Consider the following 19,936-nt stretch of genomic DNA (forward strand, 5'->3'; position numbering starts at 1 on the left):
AGCGGTTCGTTCGTCCTTCGCTCTGCCTCAATCCTCCGGGCGGAACCCGCGCCCGCCGGTCCACGGTCCGGCTGCCCTCCGCGCGCACACCGGACGACGGCCCTGTCAGCCGATCGGTTGATGCCCCGCTGGTCCCTCCGGGCCACCATGGACAGATACACGCAGGTCAGCACGGCAGGGAGGCGGCACGGTGACCCGGCCCACGGAACACGACCCGGACGGCCGCTGGCTGGCGCGGGTCATGCACATCGCGTTCTTCCTGCTGCTCGGCGCCTCCCTCGCCCGCTTCCTGCTGCGGCACGACTGGGAGGCCCGCAGCCCCTGGATCATCGCCCTCACCGGCGCGCTCGCCTCCCTCTACCTGCTCGGCCCGGTCCTCGGCACCCGCGCCACCCCGCGCCGCATCGCCTGGCTGGGCACGGTCGTCGCCGTCTGGGTCGTCCTCGTCGTCCTCGCGCCCAGCTTCGCCTGGTGCGCGGTGCCGCTCTTCTACACGGGCCTGCGCACCCTCCCCCCGCGCGCCGCGCTCGGTCTGGTCGCCCTGCTCACCGCCTTCGTGGTCTTCGCGCAGGTCCAGCTCTCGCACGGCGGCTGGGACCCGAACCTGATCGTCGCCCCGCCGGCCGTCGCCGCCCTCGCCACCGGCGTGTTCGTCCACTCCGACCGGCAGGCCGCCCGCCAGCGGGCGCTGATCGACGACCTGATCCGCACCCGGCGCGAACTCGCCGCGATCGAACGCCGCGAAGGCACCCTCGCCGAGCGCCAGCGGCTCTCCATGGAGATCCACGACACCCTCGCACAGGGCCTGTCGAGCCAGCAGATGCTGCTCCAGGCCGCCGACCGCACCTGGGACAGCGACCCGGGCACCGCCCGCCGCCACGTCCGTACGGCCGAGTCGATCGCCGAACGCAACCTCGCCGAGGCCCGCCGCTTCGTACAGGACCTCGCCCCCGCCGACCTCGCCGGGGGCGGCGGCCTGGAAGAAGCCCTGCGCGGCCTCGCCGCCCGAGAGTCGGCGGCCTTCCGCGTCGACGGGATCGCGGTGCCGCTGCCCGACCGCGTGCAGGCGGCGCTGCTGCGGATCGCGCAGGGCGCCCTCGCCAACATCCGCGAGCACGCCGGCGCCGACTCCGCCGCCCTCACCCTCACCTACCTCGACGACCAGATCGTCCTCGACATCGCCGACGACGGCCGCGGCTTCGACCCGGCGCTCGCCCGCGAACAGGCCGAACGCGGGCACGGTCTGCCCGCCATGCGGGTGCGCGCCCAGCAGCTCGGTGGCACCCTGACGGTCGAGTCCACCCCCGGCGAGGGCACGGTGCTCTCCGCCGCGATCCCGCTCTCCCTGGAGTCCTGATGTCCGTACGGATCCTCCTCTGCGACGACCACGTCGTCGTCCGCGCCGGCCTGCTCGCCCTGCTCGGCAGCACCCCGGACATCGAGGTGGTGGGCGAGGCGGGCAGCGGCGAGGAGGCCGTCGCCATGGCCGCGAAGCTCGAGCCGGACGTCGTCCTGATGGACCTCCAGCTCGGCGCGGGCATCGACGGCGTGGAGGCGACCCGGCGGATCGCGCCCACCGGCGTCCACGTCCTGGTCCTCACCACGTACGACACGGACGCGGACATCACCCGGGCCATCGAGGCGGGCGCGACGGGCTACCTCCTCAAGGCCGAACGGCCCGAGGAGCTGTTCGCCGCCATCCACTCCGCCGCGCAGGGCCGCACGGCCCTCTCCCCGCCGGTCGCCAGCCGGGTCATGGACCGCATGCGCGGGGCGGCGGGCCCTTCGCTCACCGACCGGGAGCGGGACATCCTCGGCCAGCTGGGACGCGGCCTCGGCAACCGGGAGATCGCACGGGCCCTGTTCATCAGCGAGGCGACGGTGAAGACGCACCTGGGCCGGATCTACGCCAAGCTCGGCGTGGACACCCGCGCGGGCGCGGTCGCGGTGGCGAAGGAGCGGCGGCTGCTGCCGTAGCCCGTAGGGCTGGTCCATGGTGCCATTCCCCGTCACGGACCCACCCCCACTGCTACCGTGCGTCGTCGTCCAACCGCACGGTGTCATGTCTCAGTGGGAGCGCACGTGAAGCTCGCGATCGTCGGCGGCGGACCCGCCGGCCTCTACCTCTCGATCCTGCTGAAGCGGCAGGACCCGTCCCACGACATCGCCGTGTACGAGCGGAACCCCGAGGGTTCCACGTACGGCTGGGGCGTCACGTACTGGGCGGGGCTGCTCGACAAGCTGCGCGCGGGCGACCCCGAGTCCGCGGCCGCCGTCGCCGAGGCCTCGGTCACCTGGACCGACGGCGTCGCCATCGTCCGCGACGAGCGGACCGTCCACCGCGGCGACGCGGGCTTCGGCATCGGGCGGCGGCGGATGCTCGCGCTCCTCGCCGACCGGGCCGAAGAGCTCGGCGTACGGGTCGAGTTCGAGCACGACATCCCGGGCCCCGGCGCACCCGAACTGACCGGCGCCGACCTGGTCGTCGCCGCCGACGGCGTCAACAGCGCGCTCCGCGAGGCCCACGCCGACCACTTCGGCAGCGAGTTCACCGGCGGCCGCAACCACTACATCTGGCTCGGCACCACCAAGGTCTTCGACTCCTTCAGCTTCGCGTTCAAGGAGACCGAGCACGGCTGGATCTGGTGCTACGCCTACGGGTTCAGCGGCGAGCGGTCCACCTGCGTCGTCGAGTGCTCCCCGGAGACCTTCACCGGCCTCGGCCTCGACACGCTCGGCGAGGCCGACAGCCTCAACCTCCTGGAGAAGCTCTTCCACGACCTCCTCGACGGGCACGAGCTGATCGGCCGCGAACGCGCCGACGGCGCCGCTCAGTGGCTGACCTTCCGCACCCTCACCAACCGGGTCTGGCACCACGGCAACCTCGTCCTGCTCGGCGACGCCGCCCACACCACGCACTACTCGATCGGCGCGGGCACCACCCTGGCCCTGGAGGACGCGCTCGCTCTCGCGGACGCCCTTCAGGCCCCCGGCGACCTGGACGCCGCGCTCACCGCGTACGGGAGACGGCGGCGCACCGAGCTCGTCTCCGCGCAGAGCGCCGCCCGCTACAGCGCCCAGTGGTACGAGAACCTGCCGCGCTACATGAGCCTGGAGCCGGCCAAGATGTTCGCACTCCTCGGCCAGCGCCACTCACCGCTGCTTCCGCACGTCCCGCCGCAGCTGTACTACCGGATCGACCGGGCCGCCGAGCAGCTGGAGGCGCTGCGCCGGCTGAAGCGGTGGCTGGGGCCGCGGGTGGCGCGGGCGGTGCACGGCCGTCGCTGACACCGCGTGCGGGGGCGGCCGCGCATCGCCGGCCCGTCAGCTGAAGCGGGCCGCCCGGCGACGCCGAGCCGGCTGCGTCACGTCGGGGAGCACCCCGGCGCCGAGGCCCGGGGTCTCGTCCCAGGCCCGCAGCCGGTCCGCGACCCGCTCGAGACGGGCGTCGCCCGGCCGCACGGCGAGGTGGAACAGCCCCTCGTAGGCGCGGCGGTCGTCGCCGCCCCAGCGGACGAGGCCCTCGGTGTCGGCGAGGATGTCGCGGATGACCAGCTGCTGGGCGGCCGTGAACCCGCCCCGTACGCCCGGCGGGTAGGAGCCGGGGCGGATGACGACGGCGGTGCCGGAGGCCCGGTTCGACTCGGGGAGCCGGCCGTCCCGGACGGTCGCGGGCGGCACCCAGCCGGACAGCGCGTCGGGCTCGCCGTCCACGCCGAGGGCGTCGACCTCGTAGTGGAAGCGGCGCACGACGTGGAGCAGGAGGGTCTCGGGCGCGCCGGTGCGGACGGCGACGCGCAGCCCGGTGCCGGGCACGGAGCGGGTGGCGATGTCGCCGCCGTCGACGTCGGCGACCTTCTGCATCTCCCAGCCGTTGGCGGACGGACGGCCGGTGAAGATGCGGCGGTTGCGCTCCCGGGCGCGGCGCAGCGCCTCCTTGAGCGCGTCGTTCCCGGCGGGCTGCGGCGGCACGGCGGGGGCGGCCGGGGCGGCGGCCGCGGGCGAGGCGAGGAGCCCGGTGGAGCCAAGGCTCACGGCGGCGGTGACGCCGGCGGTGGCGGCGAGGGTGCGCCTGCGGGTGATGCCGGTGTGGGTCAACGGGTCGGCCTTTCTTCCGTGGGGAGGCGCCGGACGGAGGTGCGCCGCCTGCGATGCAGGAGGGCGGCGGCGGTCACGGCGCCGAGGAGCGCGAGCAGCAGCAGGACGGTGACGGTCGGATTGACGTAGGCGGGGATGACGACGGTGTAGTCACGGCCGTCCGACGCCTCGCAGACGAGCCGGAGGGGGAGGAAGTCGCCCCTGCGGCCCACGAGGGCGGGCACGCCCGGCGGCCTGTGGGTCTCGCACGCCTCGGCCTGCGCCCGGTCTTCCAGGAACAGGACGTGGAGGCAGCCCCAGAGGTAGACGGCGAGGCCGGCGCCCGCCGCGGCGAGGGACGCGTCCCGCCACGCCCGTGCCGGGGTGTACCGGCGGCGGGCGCGTGGGGCCAGTCGCGACCCCAGGTAGGCGGCGAGGCCCGCCAGGGCCGCCGTCCCGCAGAACACGACGCCGAGCAGGACGCCGACATCGTGTCCCTGCCAGGGGTCGGAAGGGACTGCGGCGGCGACGGCGGTGACGGCGGTGACCACGGGGCGTCAGGACTCCCGGATGATGCGGTTGTACTTCTCGAAGATCGCGTACAGCGGCATCCGCAGCTGGTTGTCCGCCACCGCTTCGTCGCCGAAGCCCTGGTAGCGGCGCAGGACCTCGAAGATCTCGGTGTCGGTGTAGTCGAGGGCGGGGCGGCGGATCGGCGTCTCCTCGTGGTCGCCGTGCTTGCCGTCGGCGCCCCAGATGTGCAGGTACGGGACGGTGCTCAGGTTGAAGGCGTTGTCCTGATTGACCTTCTTCCACATGGTCCAGCGGTCGTCGTCGCTGGTGGGGTTCATGAGGTCGCCCTCCAGGATCCCGGTGCTGATCGCGTTGTTCCGGGACAGGATGCACGTGCGCCCCGAGATCTTGGCTATGCCGGTGCTGGAGTCGACGAGCCTTTCGACCTTGGGGAGGTCCTTGGCCCAGTCCGGGATGAAACCCTCGTGGTAGAACCAGACTCCGGCGTCCTCGATGAGGTCCTTCTGGCTGTAGTGGGCGAACTCCCAGAAGGCCGTGGTCTGGATGAGGGCCTTGCGCATGCGGAAGGCCCGCGCCGAGGAGCTGACCGTGGTGTCGAAGCTGATGATCGTCTCCAGGCACTGCTGGAGCGTGTACATCCGCTCGCCGCCGGGCCGGCCGATCGACGCCATGTACGCCGTCACCTCCGCCAGGAGCGCGTCCCAGTAGGCGAGGCTGAAACCGATGTCCTGCTTCTCCGTCGGCCGGGGCAGGAAGTCGCCCTGGGCGTTGTCCCAGCCCGAGGCGATGTTGTTGTCGATCTCGATGAGGCCGTCACCGGCGCCGATCTTCTTGGTGACGATCTGGTCGAAGGCCCACTTGTCCGGCATCGGGTAGCCGAGGTTTCCGGAGAAGCCGGACGACATGTCCGACACGAAACAGGAGTCGGCGTAGTCCTTCCCGACCACGCGGGAACACACGTTGCGCGGGCCGTAGATGCCGATCTTGTACGGGCTGCCGAGGCGGGTCATCTCCGCCCGGACGCTCGCGAAGTACGGAAGGACGTTCGAGGTGACCTCTTCGTCGACGGCGTCGTAGTCGACGGCGAAGTAGATGCGCGCGCCGTTCCTGAAGCCGTGCTCCTGCGCCTTGTAGACGGCGGTCCGCACGTCGGAGGCACCCTGCGCGGGGCTGTAGTAGTCGACCGAGCGCGCCCACGTCTGGTAGATCGGGAAGCAGCGCAGCCCGTACGCCTTGATGGTGTCCAGCTCGCCGGGCTGGATCTCCTTCTCCGGCAGGGAGGTCGTGGAGGCGTTGTACAGGTAGCGGCCGACGTAGAGGTAACCGGCGTCCCTGAGGGCCTGCGCGCGGGCCGGGGTGATCTTCGTGACGCCGTCGCAGGCCGTGCCGGGACGGGTCTGGTCGCCGTACGAGACGAGCAGCGAGGCCCAGGTCCGGAAGTCGCCCTGCCCGGTCATGTCCAGCTCCATGAACTCCTGGAAGGAGCGGACGCTGGTGGCGGTGGACTCGGTGAACGTGCTGGTGAAGCCGGTGTAGCGGCGGTTGAGCTCCATCGCCGCGGTGAACAGCTGCACCCACACGCCGGACGAGCCGACCGACACGGTGTGGTTCTTCAGACCTGCCTGGGTGCCGGGCCCGAACGCGCCGTTCGCGACGCCGTCGGCCATGCCGATCTCGTACTGGATGGCGAAGAGCATCGACTTGGCGACGTCACGCGAGTGGTGGCCGTCGCAGGGGATGATGAAGAAGTCCTTGCGCTGGACGTACTGGCCGTTCAGCCAGCGCTGGATCGCGCGGATGGTGTCGGAGCCCGAGTTGACGCTGACGTACGCGTCCATGTTGAACAGGCCCTTGATCACCTTCGGCTGGAGCGAGGTGCCGGGGAAGGCGTAGGCGACGCCCATGTGGTCCTTCAGCCTCGCCACCGCGGCCTTCACGCGGGAGTTGTACTGGCCGTCGATGTCGCCGCCGTCGTAGCCCTTGCAGTACATGGCCGACTGGATGATCCGGCAGAAGTTCGCCGACGGAACCGTCGTCTCGTCGATCTGGCCGTACTTGGTCTGGAGCGTGGAGAGCGTCGTCGGACCGAAGCTGTTGGAGAGCGACGTGATGCCCATCTCGTACTGCAGGGCGCGGGTGAGGGCGTACATGACGACCCACCCGGTGCGGCCGTTCTCCTCCAGCTTGGGAATGCCGAGCAGGGCGCCGTCCTGGTAGGTCAGGTTGATGAATCGCTGGGCGCGCAGCACCATTTCGTCGGCCATCGGACTCCTTGCTCCAGGGTACGGAAAGCGCGGGAACCCCTCGAACCTAGGTTCCGTCCCCACGGATCCCGCGTCCCGGCCGTCCCAGGAACGTCCCGCTTCCCCCCGGCCCCGCATCCGAGACGACGATCCGTCACGTCAGGCAACCAGAAGGGCCGTTCACGCGTCCCGGCGGTGGACGGCGAGGAAGGCCATCGCCACCGCGCCCAACGCCCAGGCCGCGTACACCGTCCACGCCCCGCCCGCGGTCCACGGATGGTCCACCGGCACCGGCGACACCCCCACCTCCGTCAGCCGCCTCCACGCGCCCTGCGGCAGGGCGTGCAGAAACGTCGCGCCCCAGCGGTTGCGCTCGTCCATCAGGGCCGGCAGCAGGAGCAGCACCCCGGTGAGGGAGACGATCGTCGTCGCCGTGTGCCGCAGCAGCGCCCCGAGACCGAAACCGGCGAGCGCGCAGACCGGCGCGAGGAGCGCCGACGCGGCGACGGCCCGCAGCGCGCCCTCGTCGCCGATCCCCATGCCGACGCCCCGGCCGTCGAGCACGGCCTGCGTGGCGGCGAACGAGACCGCGGCGACCAGCGCGCCGTACACCAGCATCACGGCCGCGAGGACCAGGGTCTTCGCGGCGACGACGGCCCGGCGGGCCGGGACGGCCGCGAAGGTCGTACGGATCTGGCCCGTGCCGTACTCGCCGACGATCACCAGCGCGCCGATGGAGCCGGTCGCGAGGGTGAACACCATGGCCCCGCCGAGCGTGAACGCGTCCCGCATCGCCCAGATCGGCACGAAGAGCTCCTTGATGCCGTCCGGGTAGTTCGGGTAGTTGCGGTAGTCGGCGAGGGTCGCGTTGAGGTTGACGCCGAGGACGGCGACCGCGCCGACGGCGAAGGCCCAGGGGGTGGAGCGCAGGGACCACAGCTTGAGCCACTCGGCGGCGAGGAGGTCACGGAAGCGGGCGGTGGCGGGCATCAGCGGTACTCCACACTGTCGGCGGTGAGCTCCATGAACGCCTCTTCGAGGGAGGCGCGCGGGGTCAGTTCGGCGAGCGGCACGCCGTGGCGGTGGGCCAGGAGGCCGATGCGGCCGGCGTCGGTGCCGGTGACGACAAGGCGTCCCTCCTCTTCCCGTACGGTGGCGCCGTCGGCCCTCAGCACGTCGGCGAGACCCGGGGCGGCCGGCCGTACCGTCACGCTCCGGCGGGTGCCGCGCGCGGCGAACTCGGCCACGCTCTCGGCGGCGATCAGACGGCCGCGGCCGATGACGACGAGGTCGTCGGCGGTGTGCTCCATCTCGCTCATCAGATGGCTGGAGACGAACACCGTGCGGCCCTCGGCGGCGAGCCGCCGGAACAGCCCCCGCGCCCACAGCACGCCCTCCGGGTCGAGGCCGTTGACCGGCTCGTCGAAGAGCAGCACGGGAGGGTCGCCGAGCAGGGCGGCTGCGATGCCGAGGCGCTGCTTCATGCCGAGCGAGTAGCCGCCGATCCGCCGCCGGGCGGCTCCCGCGAGACCGACCTCCTCCAGGACCTCGGCGGCCCGGCGGCGGGGGATGCCGTTGGTGCGGGCGAGCGCGGCGAGGTGGGCCTCGGCGGTCCGGCCGCCGTGCACGTCGTGCGCGTCGAGCAGCGCCCCGACGTGCCGCAGCCCGCGCGGCAACTCCCGGAACCGCAGCCCGCCGACGGTGGCGGTGCCGGAGGTCGGCTCGTTCAGCCCGAGGATCAGGCGCAGGGTCGTGGACTTGCCGGCGCCGTTGGGCCCGAGGAACCCGGTGACCCGGCCGGGCTTCACGACGAAGCCGAGGCGGTCCACGGCGGGGCGGGCCCGGCGGTCGTAGTGCTTGGTCAGTTCGTCGACTTCGATCACGCGCCCCACGGTCGCGGGCCCGTACCCCCCGGCGCATCGGCTCGGCGGCCACAACCGGCGCCCCGGGGTGGCCCGGGGGCGTACGCCCGCGGGCCGATGCCCCGGCGGGCGGCCGCGCCTACGATCACGATCATGCCCGCCACCACGACCGACCGCCCGCCCCAGGGGCGGGTACCGGCGGCCCTCGCCTGGGGCGCGGCCGTCGCCCAGCCGTTCCTGCTCCTGAACGCCACTCGGACCGGCCCGTACCGCTCCACGGAGCTGCGGCTCTTCCTCACCGCCGTCACGGTCGGCCTCACCCTGCCCCTGGCGCGACGCAACCCGCTCGCGGCCCTCGGACTGCTGCTCGCCGGGCTGTTCGCGGCGGCGACCGCGCGCCCCGACGCCGTCTTGCTCTACCTCCCGGTGCTCGCCGCCGACGCGCTCGTGGGCCGGATCGCCGCCGTGCGCCCGCTCCGGGGCCTGCTGCCGGCGGCGCTCGGCGCGCTCACGGTGCAGGTCGCGGCCGCGACGTACACGACCTCCGGGCAGGACGTCTTCGTCAGCACGGTCACGGCCCTCGCGCTCGCCCTGCTGACCGCCTGCCTCCTCGGCCGGTCGGTACGCGAACGGCGCAGCCATGCCGCGGAGTTGCGGGCGGCGACGGCCGCCGAGGCCGTCGCGGCCGAGCGGCTCCGGATCGCCCGCGAGCTGCACGACGTCGTCGCGCACAGCATCGGCGTCATCGCCATCCAGGCGGGCGTGGGCCGCCGGGTCATCGAGACCCAGCCCGCCGAGGCCCGCAACGCGCTCGCCACCATCGAGGCCACGAGCCGGGAGACCCTCGCCGGTCTGCGCCGCACCCTGGGCGCGCTGCGGGGCGCGGCCGCCGACGGCCGTCCGGCGCCGCGGGACCCGGCACCGGGCCTCGCCGACCTGGAACGGCTGGCGGCGTCGACGGCGGACGCGGGGGTACGGGTCGAGCTGCGGCGGCTCGGGAACCCGGACGGCGCGCTGCCGGCGGAGGTCGACCTGGCCGCGTACCGGATCGTGCAGGAGTCGCTGACCAACGTCGTCCGCCACGCGGCCACCGCGGCCTGCCGGGTGACGGTGGAACGGCGCACGGACACGCTGCTCGTCGAGATCGCCGACGAGGGGCGCGGGGCGCCCGGTGGGGACGGCGTGGGCGGGTACGGCCTGGTCGGGATGCACGAGCGCGCCGAGCTGCTGGGCGGCAGCCTCACGGCGGGGCCGCGACCGGGCGGCGGGTTCCACGTGACCGCGGTGCTGCCGCTGCCGGCCGCCGCCTCCCAGTCCCGGGAAGGAAACGCGGCATGACCGACACGATCCGTGTCCTGCTCGTCGACGACCAGCCGCTGGTACGGGCGGGGCTGCGCGTCCTGATGGCCGACAGCCCCGACCTCGCGGTCGTCGGCGAGGCGGGTACGGGGACGGAGGCGGTGGCCCTGGCGCGGGAGCTGGGCCCGAACGTCGTGGTGATGGACGTCCGGATGCCGGGCATGGACGGCATCGAGGCCACCCGGCTCGTGACGGCGGGCCCGGGCGCGCCGCGGGTCCTGGTCCTGACGACCTTCGACGACGACGAGTACGTGTACGGGGCGCTGCGCTCGGGCGCGAGCGGTTTCCTGGTGAAGGACATGGCGCTGGACGACATCCTGGCCGCGATCCGGGTGGTGGCCGCGGGCGACGCGCTGATCGCGCCGGGGGTGACGCGCCGGCTGATCGGGGAGTTCGCGGCCCGCCCGGAGCCGGCGCGCCGGCCGCCCCGTGGGCTGGAAGGGGTCACCGACCGCGAGCGGGAGGTCCTCGCGCTGGTCGGCCGGGGCCTGTCGAACGGCGAGATCGCGGAACGGCTCCACATCAGCGCGGCCACGGCCAAGGCCCACGTGGCCCGCCTCTTCTCGAAACTGCACGCCCGGGACAGGGTGCAGCTGGTGATCGCGGCGTACGAGGCGGGGCTGGCACCGTGAGGCCGTGCGGCGCGCGTGGTGGACGGGGGCGGGGGCGGCGCGGTGCGCGTACGGGACGGGGGCCTGGCGGCCGGCGCGTGCGGGAGCGGGCCGGTGCCGTGACACCATCGGTCCCGTGCTCGACATCGGCTACTCCCTCTCGCGTCGCTTCCCCGACCCCCCGCAGACCGACTACCGGCGCGCGGACGTCCACGCGCTGCGCCACGACCTCTTCTGCGGGGACGTGTACCTCGCCGACACCGAGGCGGACCGCGAGGTGTCCACAGCCTGGGGATGGGTGCCGGTGCTCGACTTCGCGTGGGCGCTGTGCGACATCGTCGAGCAGCTGGACCAGGACCCGCGGGGCAGCCGTGCGGCGCAGCCGCAGTACGCGGAGCTGGACTTCACGGAGTCCACGGACCGGATGCTCTTCGAGCGCCGTTTCGGGTGGGTGGACGTGGAGGCGGACTGGATGCCGGGGGACGAGCCGCCGGTGACGTTCAACCACGCGGAGCTGCGGCGGGAGGCGCGGGACTTTCTGCATGACCTGATCGCGGACCTCACGGACATGCACGAGGGCCTGGCGGACAACCCGACGATCTGGACGCTCCAGTCCCGCTTCCCCCGAGTGCCGTAGGAACCGACGCGCCCGTTGTGGGCAGGCGTTCCGCCCGTTGTGGGCATGCGTTCCGCCGGGGCGATGGGGGTCCCCCCTGCTCGAGCGAAGCCGAGAGCTTGGGGGAGGGTGGGCACAACGGAACGTCGCCCTTGCCCCGGCGCCAGAGGCTCCCGCGCCTGAACCCGCACCCCTGGTGACGGCGCACAGGTGGTGCGGGTCCAGGCTCGGAACGCGGAGGCGCCGCTAAGGGCGCCGTCCCGTGTGCCCACCCGTCCCGCCCTGCGGGACGATTGCCCACACGGCGGTGCGCACCGCCCGCCCGGGCGCGGGCCCCGCACGGGGGCCGGCCGGCGCACCGCCCAGCCGCGCGAGGGCCCGCGCCTCAGTCCTCCACCCGTACCCCCAGCCGCGCCGCCAGCACCGGCGCCAAGTCCAGCAGCTGCCCCGTGGAGATCACCGCGCCCGACAGCGAGTCCACACCCCCCGCGATCTCCAGCCGCTGCGCACCCCGCAGGTCCACGTCCTTCAGGCGCGCCCCCGTGAAGTCCGCTCCCGTGAGCGCGCAGTCCACGAACTCGACGCGCTCAAGTGCCGCGCCCCCGAAGTCCGGTTCGCTCAACACGCAGCCCTCGAAGACGACGTCCTTCAGCTTCGCCGCCCGCAGGTTCAGGTAGTCGATCTTCCCGCCCCGGACGAGGACCCTCTCCAGGACCGCCCCGTGCAGCTGCGTGCCGCCGAGCCGCGCCTCCACGAGCTCCACGTCCCGCAGTTGCGCCCCGGCGAGCTCCGTGCCCACCCCCCGTACCCCCGTGAGCACCGAGTCCAGGAACCGCGCCGCCGTGAGCCGCGCCCCGTCAAGCCCGCACTCGCGCAGCGCGCAGTCCAGGAACCGGGCCCCCTCGCCCGACTGGCCCGTCAGGTCGAGCCCGGCGAGTTCGAGGCCGTCGTAGTCCCCGTCGGGGTCGAGCCCGCCCCCGTACGCCTCGAGCGGAGGCAGCCGCACCTCCGGCCGCCGCGCCCCCGCCACCTTCTTCTTCCGATCCATGCACCCCATCGTGACCTACGCCACTGACAACGCCCCCGATGTCACATCCCCGCCCCCTCCCCCCGTCCCCCGTACGAGGACCGAATCGAGGGAGACGAACCCATGCGCAAGCTCACGATCATCGGCGGCGGCTTCGCCGGACTGACCGCCGCCATCACGGCCGCCGAGGCCGGCACCGAGGTGACCCTCCACGAGGCGCACCGGACGCTCGGCGGCCGCGGCCGCACCGCCGACGGCCCGTACCGCACCAACGAGGGCCCGCACGCCCTCTACGACGGCGGCCCCCACTGGACCTGGCTCAGGCAGCGCGGCCTCATCGGCCCCCTCGCCGCGCTGCCGCCCTCCGAGGCCCTCCGTTTCCGCGTCCACCGCGACGGCGCCGTCCGCCGCACCCCGCCGCTGAGCCTCTTCCGTCAGGCCCGCCGCACCCCCGAACAGGCGCCCGTCGACCTCGACTTCCGCACCTGGGTCACCGGCCTCGCGGGCGAGCGCACCGCGCGCGTGGCCGCCTCGTACAGCGGGGTCGCGCTCTTCCACCACGACCCGGGCTCCCTCTCCGCCCGCTTCGTGCAGGAGCGGCTGCACCGGGCCACCGCCCTGCCGCCCGAGGCGCACTACGTCCGGGGCGGCTGGGGCGAGCTGATCGAGCGGATGGCCACGCGCGCGCGTGAGCTCGGCGTACGGATCGAGACCTCGTCCCGGGTCGACGCCCTGCCGCTCGGCGGCGGGCCCGTGATCGTCGCGACCGCCCTGCCCGCCGCCGCCCGGCTCCTCGACGACCCGTCGCTGGCCTGGGAGAGCGGCCGTACGGTCCTGTTCGACCTGGCGCTGCGGACCCGGAAGGGCGATCCGTTCGTGATCTCCGACCTGGACGCGCCCGGCTGGATCGAGCGGTACACGGCGCAGGACCCCTCGCTGGCGCCGGCCGGGCAGCAGCTGATCCAGGCGCAGCTGCCGATCGGGCCCGAGGCGTCGAAGGCGGACGGCGTCGCCCACGGCGAGCGGCTGCTCGACCTCGGTTTCCCTGGCTGGCGCGAGCGGACGGTGTGGCGGCGGGAGTCCGTGTCCCAGGGCCGTACGGGAGCGGTGGACCGGCCGGGCACGACCTGGCGCGACCGGCCGGCCGTCGACCGGGGCGACGGGGTGTACCTGGTGGGCGACCAGGTGGCGGCGCCTGGCGTGCTGGCGGAGGTGTCGTTCACGAGCGCGGTCGAGGCGGTGTCGCTGGCGCTGCGAGCGGACCACCTGGACCGCCTGGACCACCTGGACCTCAAGCGCGCCTGAGGCGCTCCCACCCACACCCCCTTGACCTCAAGCGCGCTTGAGGTCCGAGGCTGGTCCCACCGTCCGTACACACGCGCCCACGACGACAGGGGAACCGTCATGCACGCCATCCGCCTCCACGCCTTCGGCCCCGCCGAGAACCTCACCTACGAGGAGACGCCCGACCCCGTGCCGGGCCCCGGCCAGGTCCGCGTCCGGGTCGCGGCGGCCGGCGTGCACCTCCTCGACACCGCGCTCCGCGAGGGCGCCACCGGCCCCTTCCCCGCGCCCGCCGCGCTCCCCACGATCCCCGGCCGCGAGGTCGCCGGCACCGTCGACGCCCTCGGCGAGGGCACCGACCCCGCCTGGCTCGGCCGGCGGGTCGTCGCCCACCTCGGCATGAGCCCCGGCGGCTACGCCGAACTCGCCGTCACCGACGCCGCCCGCCTCCACGCCCTGCCCGACCACCTCGGCGAGGCGGAGGCGGTCGCCATGATCGGCACCGGCCGCACGACCCTCGGCATCCTGGGCTTCACCGAGCTCGGGCCCGACTCCGTCGCGATCGTCCCGGCCGCCGCCGGCGGCATCGGCACGCTGCTCGTCCAGTACGCGAAGAACGCCGGAGCGACCGTCGTCGGCCTCGCCGGCGGCCCCGTGAAGACCGCCCTCGTCGAGGCGAACGGCGCCGACCTGGCCGTCGACTACAAGCGGCCGGACTGGCCGGAGGAGGTCCGCGCGTACCTGGACGCGCTGGGCCGCGAGGCCACCGTCGTCTTCGACTCCGTCGGCGGCGACACCGGCCGCGCCGCCGTCGACCTGCTCGGCAAGGGCGGACAGCATCTGGTCTTCGGCTGGTCCGGCGCCGGACTCCACGACGGCGAACCGCTCACCTTCACCGAGGAGGAGCTCACCGCCCGCGGGATCACCTCGGAGTCCGTCCTGGGACCCGTCATGATCCAGAAGGCGGGCGGCGACATCCGTACGCTCGAACTCGCCGCGCTGGACGCCGCGTCCACCGGGACCCTCCGCCCCGCGGTCCACCGCTTCCCCCTCGCGGAGGCGGCGGAGGCCCACCGTGCCCTGGAGAACCGGGGCACGACGGGCAAGGTGGTGCTCGTCCCGTGAGGGTCAGACCCCGAGAACGTCCCAGGAGTGCGCCTTGAACTCCTTCGTGAAGTCGGGGTGGTCCTCCCACATCCGGGCGATGGAGCGCAGCACGTCCCAGTTGTGCTCCAGCGCCTGGTCGACGACCTGCCGCAGCTCCGGCGCCGTCTCCCGCTTCTCCACGAGCCCGTTCACCGCCGACGCGGCCTGCACGGTGTAGCGCAGGGCGCGCAGGGCCCGCGACGTGTCGTCCATGCCGAAGCCGTGGTCGCTCCCGTTGGCGGGGTCGAAGAGCGGGGTCAGCCGCGCCTCGATGAAGGCGGTGATCCGCTGGAACCGCTGCTCAATGTCCGTGTTCATGCACCCTTCCTACACCGTCGCCGCGCCGAGCTCGGCGAGGGCCCCGTCGGTCAGGCGGTACACGGACCACTCGTCCTGCGGTCGGGCGCCCAGAGACTCGTAGAAGTCGATGGAGGGCTGGTTCCAGTTGAGGACGGACCACTCCAGGCGCTCGTAGCCGCGCTCGACGCAGATCCGGGCCAGTTCGCGCAGGAGTGCCTTGCCGTGGCCACCGCCGCGGGCCTCCGGGCGGACGTACAGGTCCTCCAGGTAGATGCCGTGGACGCCGCGCCAGGTGGAGAAGTTGAGGAACCAGAGGGCGAAGCCGACGGGCTCGCCCGTCTCGGTCTCGGCGATGTGCGCGAAGGCGGCGGGCCGCTCGCCGAACAGGGCCTCGTGAAGCTGCTCGGGCGTCGCGCGGACCTCGTCGAGGGCCTTCTCGTACGCGGCGAGGTCGCGGATCAGGGCGTGGATGACGGGTACGTCGGCGGGCGTGGCGGTACGGATCATGAGGCCAAGCCTGCCTCGGCTCACACCCTCCTCGCCAGCAGGATCCGCGCGAAGGCCGCCTGCTCGGGGTCGAGGCCGGGCTCGCCGTCCTCGACGTCCCAGAGGCCGTTCTGCAGGACGCGGCCCAGCGTCCAGGCGGCGGCCCGCCGCCGGTCGCCGGCGACCTCGGCGAGCAGGTCGAACCCCCACAGGGAGTCGTCCGGGTCGAAGCGGTCCATGAGGGCGGGGAGCAGCTCGAAGCCGGGATCGCCGGCCAGCGGCTTGGGGTCGATGGCCAGCCAGGGTTCCCGCTCGGCCGCCAGGACGTTCCCGAAGTGCAGGTCCCAGTGGAGCAGCCGGTCCCCCGGCTCGCCGGCCACGTCCCGTACGGCCGCCGCGCAGTCCCGGAGCAGGGCGGCGTCGTCCGGGCCGAGCCGCGCCGCGGCCGCGGGCACTCCGGCGAGCATCCCGGCCGCGATGTCGCCGAGCGTCCGGAGTCCCTCGGGCGGGGCGGCGACGGCGACGAGCCGGGCGAGGAGGTCCGCGACGACGCCGAGCGCCTCGCGGGTGTCGGCGACGGTGGACAACGGCCGGGCCTCGTCGAGCCGTTCGAGGAGCATCGTCCCGGCCGCGGGGTCGTGGTCGAGCAGTCGCACCGCGCCGCCGCCGTCCCAGACGCGCAGCCCGAGGGGCTCCCCCGCGGTCTCGTCGTCGACGAGCTGAAGCTTCAGGGCGGCGCGGGCGCCGTCGGCGACGCGCTCGACGGGCAGGACGAGCGAGGCGACGCCGTGCATCGAGGGCCCGGTGACCCGCAGCCCCCACCGTTCGAGAAACTCCTCGGCGAGCGCGGGCAGCCCGTCGACGAACGCCCGACCGGCGGCACCGTTGAACCTCACCTGCGACGCGACGAGTTCCGCGGGCACATCAAGAATCACCCCACGACCCTAGACACCGGCCGCCCGCAGCGCCTTCGAGAATTCCGTCGCCTCGTACAGCGGGGCCCCGCCCGGCAGGGCGGTCCCGTCCACGAGCGGCCCGTACGGAGAGCGCCGCCGAATGACCCGTATCCAGGGGACCAAGGCCCCGGGTAACGTCCCGCCCACGCACCCGGAAGAGGGATACACATGAGCACGGTCAACGGCGGAATATCGTTCTGGTACGCGCAGGAGGGCGCCCCCGCGCCCCGCGAACCGCTCCCCGGCGACACGACCGCCGACGTCTGCATCGTCGGCGGCGGCTACACGGGACTGTGGACCGCCTACTACCTGAAGAAGGCCGTCCCCTTCCTCAACATCACCGTTCTCGAAGCCAGGTTCTGCGGCTACGGCGCCTCCGGACGCAACGGCGGCTGGCTCTACAACGGCATCGCCGGCCGCGACCGCTACGCCAAGCTCCACGGCCACGAGGCCGCCATCCGCCTCCAGCAGGCCATGAACGCCACCGTCACCGAGGTCCTCGACGTCTGCGAGACCGAGAAGATCGACGCCGACCAGCACCGCGGCGGCGTCCTGGAAGTGGCCCTCTCCCCCGCCCAGCTCGCCCGCCTCAAGGCCTTCCACGCCGCCGAGCTCGCCTTCGGCGAGACCGACCGCGAGCTGTACGGCGCCCGGGAGACGGCGGAGCGCATCCGCGTCGCCGGAGCCGTCGGCTCCTCCTGGACCCCGCACGGCGCCCGGCTGCACCCGGTCAAGCTGGTGAAGGGCCTGGCGGCGGCCGTCGAGGCGCTCGGCGTCACGATCCACGAGTCGACGCCGGTCACGGAGATCAGGCCGAAGCACGCCATCACCCCGTACGGCACGGTCCGCGCCCCGTACGTGCTGCGCTGCACGGAGGGCTTCACCGCCTCCCTCGCGGGCCAGCGCCGCACCTGGCTCCCCATGAACTCCTCGATGATCGCCACCGAGCCCCTCACCGACGCCCAGTGGGAGTCCATCGGCTGGGACGGCCGCGAGACCCTCGGCGACATGGCCCACGCCTACATGTACGCCCAGCGCACCGCCGACGGCCGCATCGCGCTCGGCGGCCGGGGCGTCCCGTACCGCTTCGGCTCCAAGACCGACAACGACGGCCGCACCCAGCCGCAGACCGTCGAGGCCCTCCGCGAGATCCTGATCCGCTTCTTCCCCCAGCTCGCGGGCGTCCGCGTCGACCACGCCTGGTCGGGCGTCCTCGGCGTCCCCCGCGACTGGTGCGCCACCGTCACCCTCGACCGCTCCACCGGCCTCGGCTGGGCCGGCGGCTACGTCGGCTCGGGCGTCGCCACCGCCAACCTCGCCGCCCGCACCCTCCGCGACCTGATCAGGGAGGACTCGGGCCAGTCGGGCCCCACCGACCTCACCTCCCTCCCCTGGGTCAACCACAAGGTCCGCAAGTGGGAACCGGAACCCCTCCGCTGGCTCGGCGTCCAGACCATGTACGCCGCCTTCCGGGGCGCCGACCACCGCGAGACCACCACCCACACGGCCACGACGGACCGCGTGGCCGTCCTCGCGAACCGCCTCAGCGGCCGCTGAGAAAGCCGACGGGGCCCGCCCCGGCGAGCTTGCGCCGGGACGGGCCCCGACGGGCCGGTCGAGAGGGTCGGAAGGGACCGTCAGAAGAGGTAGTTGTACGAGGTGCCCGGGACGTCGCCCCAGCCCGTGCCGATCTTCACGCGGGTGGTGTACGGGGCCGTCGCGCTGCCCGTGCCCTTGTACAGCCAGAACGTGCCGGTCGTGTCGCGGGCCACCAGGTCCGCCCTGCCGTCGTCGGTGAGGTCGCCCGGGCTCGTCAGCTGCGGGTAACCGCCCCAGCCCGTACCGATCTTGACGCGGGGGGCGAACGGCGCGGTCGCGTTGCCGGTGCCCTTGTACAGCCAGAGGACGCCGGCCGTGTCGCGGGCGATCAGGTCGGCCTTGCGGTCACCGGTGAAGTCGCCGACGCCGGTGAGCTGGTTGTAGATGCCCCAGCCGGCGCCGATCTTCGTACGGGTGGCGAACGGCGCGGTCGTGGTGCCCGTGCCCTTGTACAGCCAGAGGACGCCCGAGGTGTCACGGGCGATCAGGTCGGCGCGGGTGTCGCCCGTCACGTCGCCGACACCCGTCAGGTTGTTGTAGATGCCCCAGCCGGCGCCGACCTTGGTGCGCGCCGTGAGCGGCTGCCACTCGTTCCCCGTCGTCCGGTAGTACCAGAGGACACCGGAGGAGTCGCGGCCGACGACGCCGCCGCCCTTGGCCTCGACGGTGATCGGCGAGAGCTTGGCGAGGGAGTTGTAGATGCCCCAGCCGTAGCCGACGTGCTCGGCCATGTCCCGGAAGGGGGCCGTCGCCTTGCCGGTGCCGTAGTGCCACAGCAGGTTGCCGCTCTTGTCCCGGGCGAGCATCGCGTAGTGCGTGGGCACCGGGCGGGAGCTGAGGATCGAGAAGGTCGAGGACTTCTCGGGGTTGCCGACGCCGAAGTCGTAGACCTCGTAGGTGGCGTAGGCCTCGATGTTCCACGCGGCGGCGGTGGCGGCGGCGCTCAGGGTGTACGAGACGGTGACGTCGGTCGGCCCGGACTGGCCGGGGTCGATGTCGCAGTACACGCCGCCGTAGTCGAGCTCGGTGCTGTGGTCGCACTCGGCGATCGGCGAGCTGGCGCTGACGCCGGTGATGGCGACCTGCGTCTCGCCGTCCTCCCACCACCGCATGCCCTCGGCCGGGCTGAACGAGAGGTTCAGCGTGCCCGCGTCCACCGCGTGCAGGGTGACGGACTGGGTGACCGTGGAGCCCGCCGGCAGGGCCGGGGTGTTCAGGGTCAGCTTGTTCTGGGAGACGTGCTCCAGCGTCTTCGCCGTGACCGTACGGGCGGCGTGCGTGCCGTCCTCCGGCAGGCTGCCGACGACCTGGGCGTCCTTGACGGCCTTGGCGAGGTCCGTGCCGCGCGGGGCGTAGACGGCCCCGTAGTGGAGCGTGGTGCCGTCGGCCGTCGACGCCGCGGCCTTGACGTCCAGCGAGGGGAACGGGTTGTCCTCGCTGACCGGGCAGGTGTAGACGCCGACGACGCCCGCGCGGGGCGTGCAGGAGTCGGACGGCTCCAGGCTCATCCCGCTGGGCAGACCCGCCTGCGTCCAGGCCGGGTCGGTCAGCGGGGCCTTGCTCAGGGCGTAGACCAGGGTGCCGTCGGGGATGCCCCAGACACCGCTCGGGGACAGCTCGGTCCAGCCCTCACCGGGCTGCAGCACCCGGTTCTCCAGCTCGAATTCGACCACTTCCTGCCCGGCGGCGGAGGCCGCACCGGCTCCGCCCACCAGACCGGCCACCAGCAGGGCGGCCGTCCCCCCGAGCGCGACGATTCTTCGCACGAATGAAGTCCTCTGTGCATTTCCCGGGCCGCACGGGCACGGGAGAAACCGCGGGAGAGCACGCGGACGG

General features: G+C 73.5%; 19 protein-coding genes. 9 read left to right on the forward strand and 10 right to left on the reverse strand.

Annotation, left to right across the window (positions count from 1 at the left end):
* Window positions 1-190: 190 nt before the first annotated feature.
* From ABT041_RS06970 to ABT041_RS06980, 3 genes are all read left to right on the forward strand, one after another.
* The gene (locus tag ABT041_RS06970; protein WP_351180235.1) at window positions 191-1,357 is read left to right on the forward strand and encodes a sensor histidine kinase; all 1,167 of its coding nucleotides are present in this window, start codon (window positions 191-193) and stop codon (window positions 1,355-1,357) included.
* Window positions 1,357-1,977 (forward strand): response regulator, encoded by a 621-nt coding sequence (locus ABT041_RS06975; RefSeq protein ID WP_351180238.1) that lies wholly within the window; start codon window positions 1,357-1,359, stop codon window positions 1,975-1,977. Before ABT041_RS06970 ends, ABT041_RS06975 begins: the two co-directional genes overlap by 1 nt.
* Before the next feature lie 105 nt (window positions 1,978-2,082).
* Window positions 2,083-3,288 carry an FAD-dependent monooxygenase gene (locus ABT041_RS06980; RefSeq protein WP_351180241.1) on the forward strand — a complete coding sequence of 402 codons (1,206 nt, stop codon included), beginning with the start codon at window positions 2,083-2,085 and terminating at the stop codon, window positions 3,286-3,288.
* Window positions 3,289-3,324: 36 nt separating this feature from the next.
* On the opposite strand, the gene ABT041_RS06985 is transcribed toward ABT041_RS06980, so the two are convergent.
* From ABT041_RS06985 to ABT041_RS07005, 5 genes are all read right to left on the reverse strand, one after another.
* A complete protein-coding gene (locus tag ABT041_RS06985; RefSeq protein WP_351180244.1) occupies window positions 3,325-4,098 on the reverse strand; it encodes a hypothetical protein in 774 nt (257 codons plus the stop codon).
* Window positions 4,095-4,628, reverse strand: coding sequence for a hypothetical protein (locus ABT041_RS06990; RefSeq protein WP_351180247.1), 534 nt, complete (start codon window positions 4,626-4,628; stop codon window positions 4,095-4,097). Before ABT041_RS06990 ends, ABT041_RS06985 begins: the two co-directional genes overlap by 4 nt.
* 6 nt (window positions 4,629-4,634) lie before the next feature.
* Window positions 4,635-6,875 (reverse strand): glycoside hydrolase domain-containing protein, encoded by a 2,241-nt coding sequence (locus tag ABT041_RS06995; RefSeq protein ID WP_351180250.1) that lies wholly within the window; start codon window positions 6,873-6,875, stop codon window positions 4,635-4,637.
* A gap of 159 nt (window positions 6,876-7,034) precedes the next feature.
* Complete coding sequence (locus ABT041_RS07000) at window positions 7,035-7,844, reverse strand: ABC transporter permease subunit (RefSeq protein WP_351180253.1); 810 nt, start codon at window positions 7,842-7,844, stop codon at window positions 7,035-7,037.
* Window positions 7,844-8,737, reverse strand: coding sequence for an ABC transporter ATP-binding protein (locus tag ABT041_RS07005; protein WP_351180256.1), 894 nt, complete (start codon window positions 8,735-8,737; stop codon window positions 7,844-7,846). The genes ABT041_RS07000 and ABT041_RS07005 overlap by 1 nt, the downstream gene beginning before the upstream one ends.
* Window positions 8,738-8,869: 132 nt before the next feature.
* Here ABT041_RS07005 and ABT041_RS07010 point away from each other — a divergent pair, with 132 nt between their 5' ends.
* From ABT041_RS07010 to ABT041_RS07020, 3 genes are all read left to right on the forward strand, one after another.
* Window positions 8,870-10,054 (forward strand): sensor histidine kinase, encoded by a 1,185-nt coding sequence (locus ABT041_RS07010; RefSeq protein ID WP_351180259.1) that lies wholly within the window; start codon window positions 8,870-8,872, stop codon window positions 10,052-10,054.
* A complete protein-coding gene (locus ABT041_RS07015; protein WP_351180262.1) occupies window positions 10,051-10,707 on the forward strand; it encodes a response regulator in 657 nt (218 codons plus the stop codon). The genes ABT041_RS07010 and ABT041_RS07015 overlap by 4 nt, the downstream gene beginning before the upstream one ends.
* A 115-nt stretch (window positions 10,708-10,822) precedes the next feature.
* The gene (locus ABT041_RS07020; RefSeq protein ID WP_041130459.1) at window positions 10,823-11,323 is read left to right on the forward strand and encodes a hypothetical protein; all 501 of its coding nucleotides are present in this window, start codon (window positions 10,823-10,825) and stop codon (window positions 11,321-11,323) included.
* Between the two features lie 364 nt (window positions 11,324-11,687).
* On the opposite strand, the gene ABT041_RS07025 is transcribed toward ABT041_RS07020, so the two are convergent.
* The gene (locus tag ABT041_RS07025; protein WP_351180265.1) at window positions 11,688-12,350 is read right to left on the reverse strand and encodes a pentapeptide repeat-containing protein; all 663 of its coding nucleotides are present in this window, start codon (window positions 12,348-12,350) and stop codon (window positions 11,688-11,690) included.
* 102 nt (window positions 12,351-12,452) lie between these two features.
* Here ABT041_RS07025 and ABT041_RS07030 point away from each other — a divergent pair, with 102 nt between their 5' ends.
* A complete protein-coding gene (locus ABT041_RS07030; RefSeq protein WP_351180268.1) occupies window positions 12,453-13,634 on the forward strand; it encodes an NAD(P)-binding protein in 1,182 nt (393 codons plus the stop codon).
* 99 nt (window positions 13,635-13,733) lie between these two features.
* Window positions 13,734-14,738: a zinc-binding dehydrogenase gene (locus ABT041_RS07035; protein WP_351180271.1), complete on the forward strand. Its 1,005-nt coding sequence runs from the start codon at window positions 13,734-13,736 to the stop codon at window positions 14,736-14,738.
* A gap of 3 nt (window positions 14,739-14,741) precedes the next feature.
* Here the strand turns inward: ABT041_RS07035 and ABT041_RS07040 are convergent, their stop codons facing one another.
* Genes ABT041_RS07040 through ABT041_RS07050 form a run of 3 tightly spaced genes read right to left on the reverse strand, consistent with a single transcriptional unit; the run spans window position 14,742 to window position 16,477 of the window.
* Window positions 14,742-15,077, reverse strand: coding sequence for a hypothetical protein (locus ABT041_RS07040; RefSeq protein WP_351180274.1), 336 nt, complete (start codon window positions 15,075-15,077; stop codon window positions 14,742-14,744).
* A gap of 9 nt (window positions 15,078-15,086) precedes the next feature.
* Window positions 15,087-15,566, reverse strand: a complete 480-nt coding sequence (locus ABT041_RS07045) for a GNAT family N-acetyltransferase (RefSeq protein WP_351180277.1) — start codon at window positions 15,564-15,566, stop codon at window positions 15,087-15,089.
* A gap of 20 nt (window positions 15,567-15,586) precedes the next feature.
* Entirely contained in the window at window positions 15,587-16,477 is an 891-nt protein-coding gene (locus tag ABT041_RS07050; RefSeq protein ID WP_351181025.1) for an aminoglycoside phosphotransferase family protein, read from the reverse strand.
* Between the two features lie 192 nt (window positions 16,478-16,669).
* Between ABT041_RS07050 and ABT041_RS07055 the strand changes: the two genes are divergently transcribed.
* On the forward strand, window positions 16,670-18,058 hold the full coding sequence (locus ABT041_RS07055) for an NAD(P)/FAD-dependent oxidoreductase (protein ID WP_351180281.1): 1,389 nt from the start codon (window positions 16,670-16,672) through the stop codon (window positions 18,056-18,058).
* Window positions 18,059-18,138: 80 nt separating this feature from the next.
* On the opposite strand, the gene ABT041_RS07060 is transcribed toward ABT041_RS07055, so the two are convergent.
* Complete coding sequence (locus ABT041_RS07060) at window positions 18,139-19,866, reverse strand: FG-GAP repeat domain-containing protein (protein WP_351180284.1); 1,728 nt, start codon at window positions 19,864-19,866, stop codon at window positions 18,139-18,141.
* Between the last annotated feature and the right edge of the window lie 70 nt (window positions 19,867-19,936).

The organism is Streptomyces sp. NPDC002825 (assembly GCF_040295385.1).
Taxonomy (GTDB): domain Bacteria; phylum Actinomycetota; class Actinomycetes; order Streptomycetales; family Streptomycetaceae; genus Streptomyces.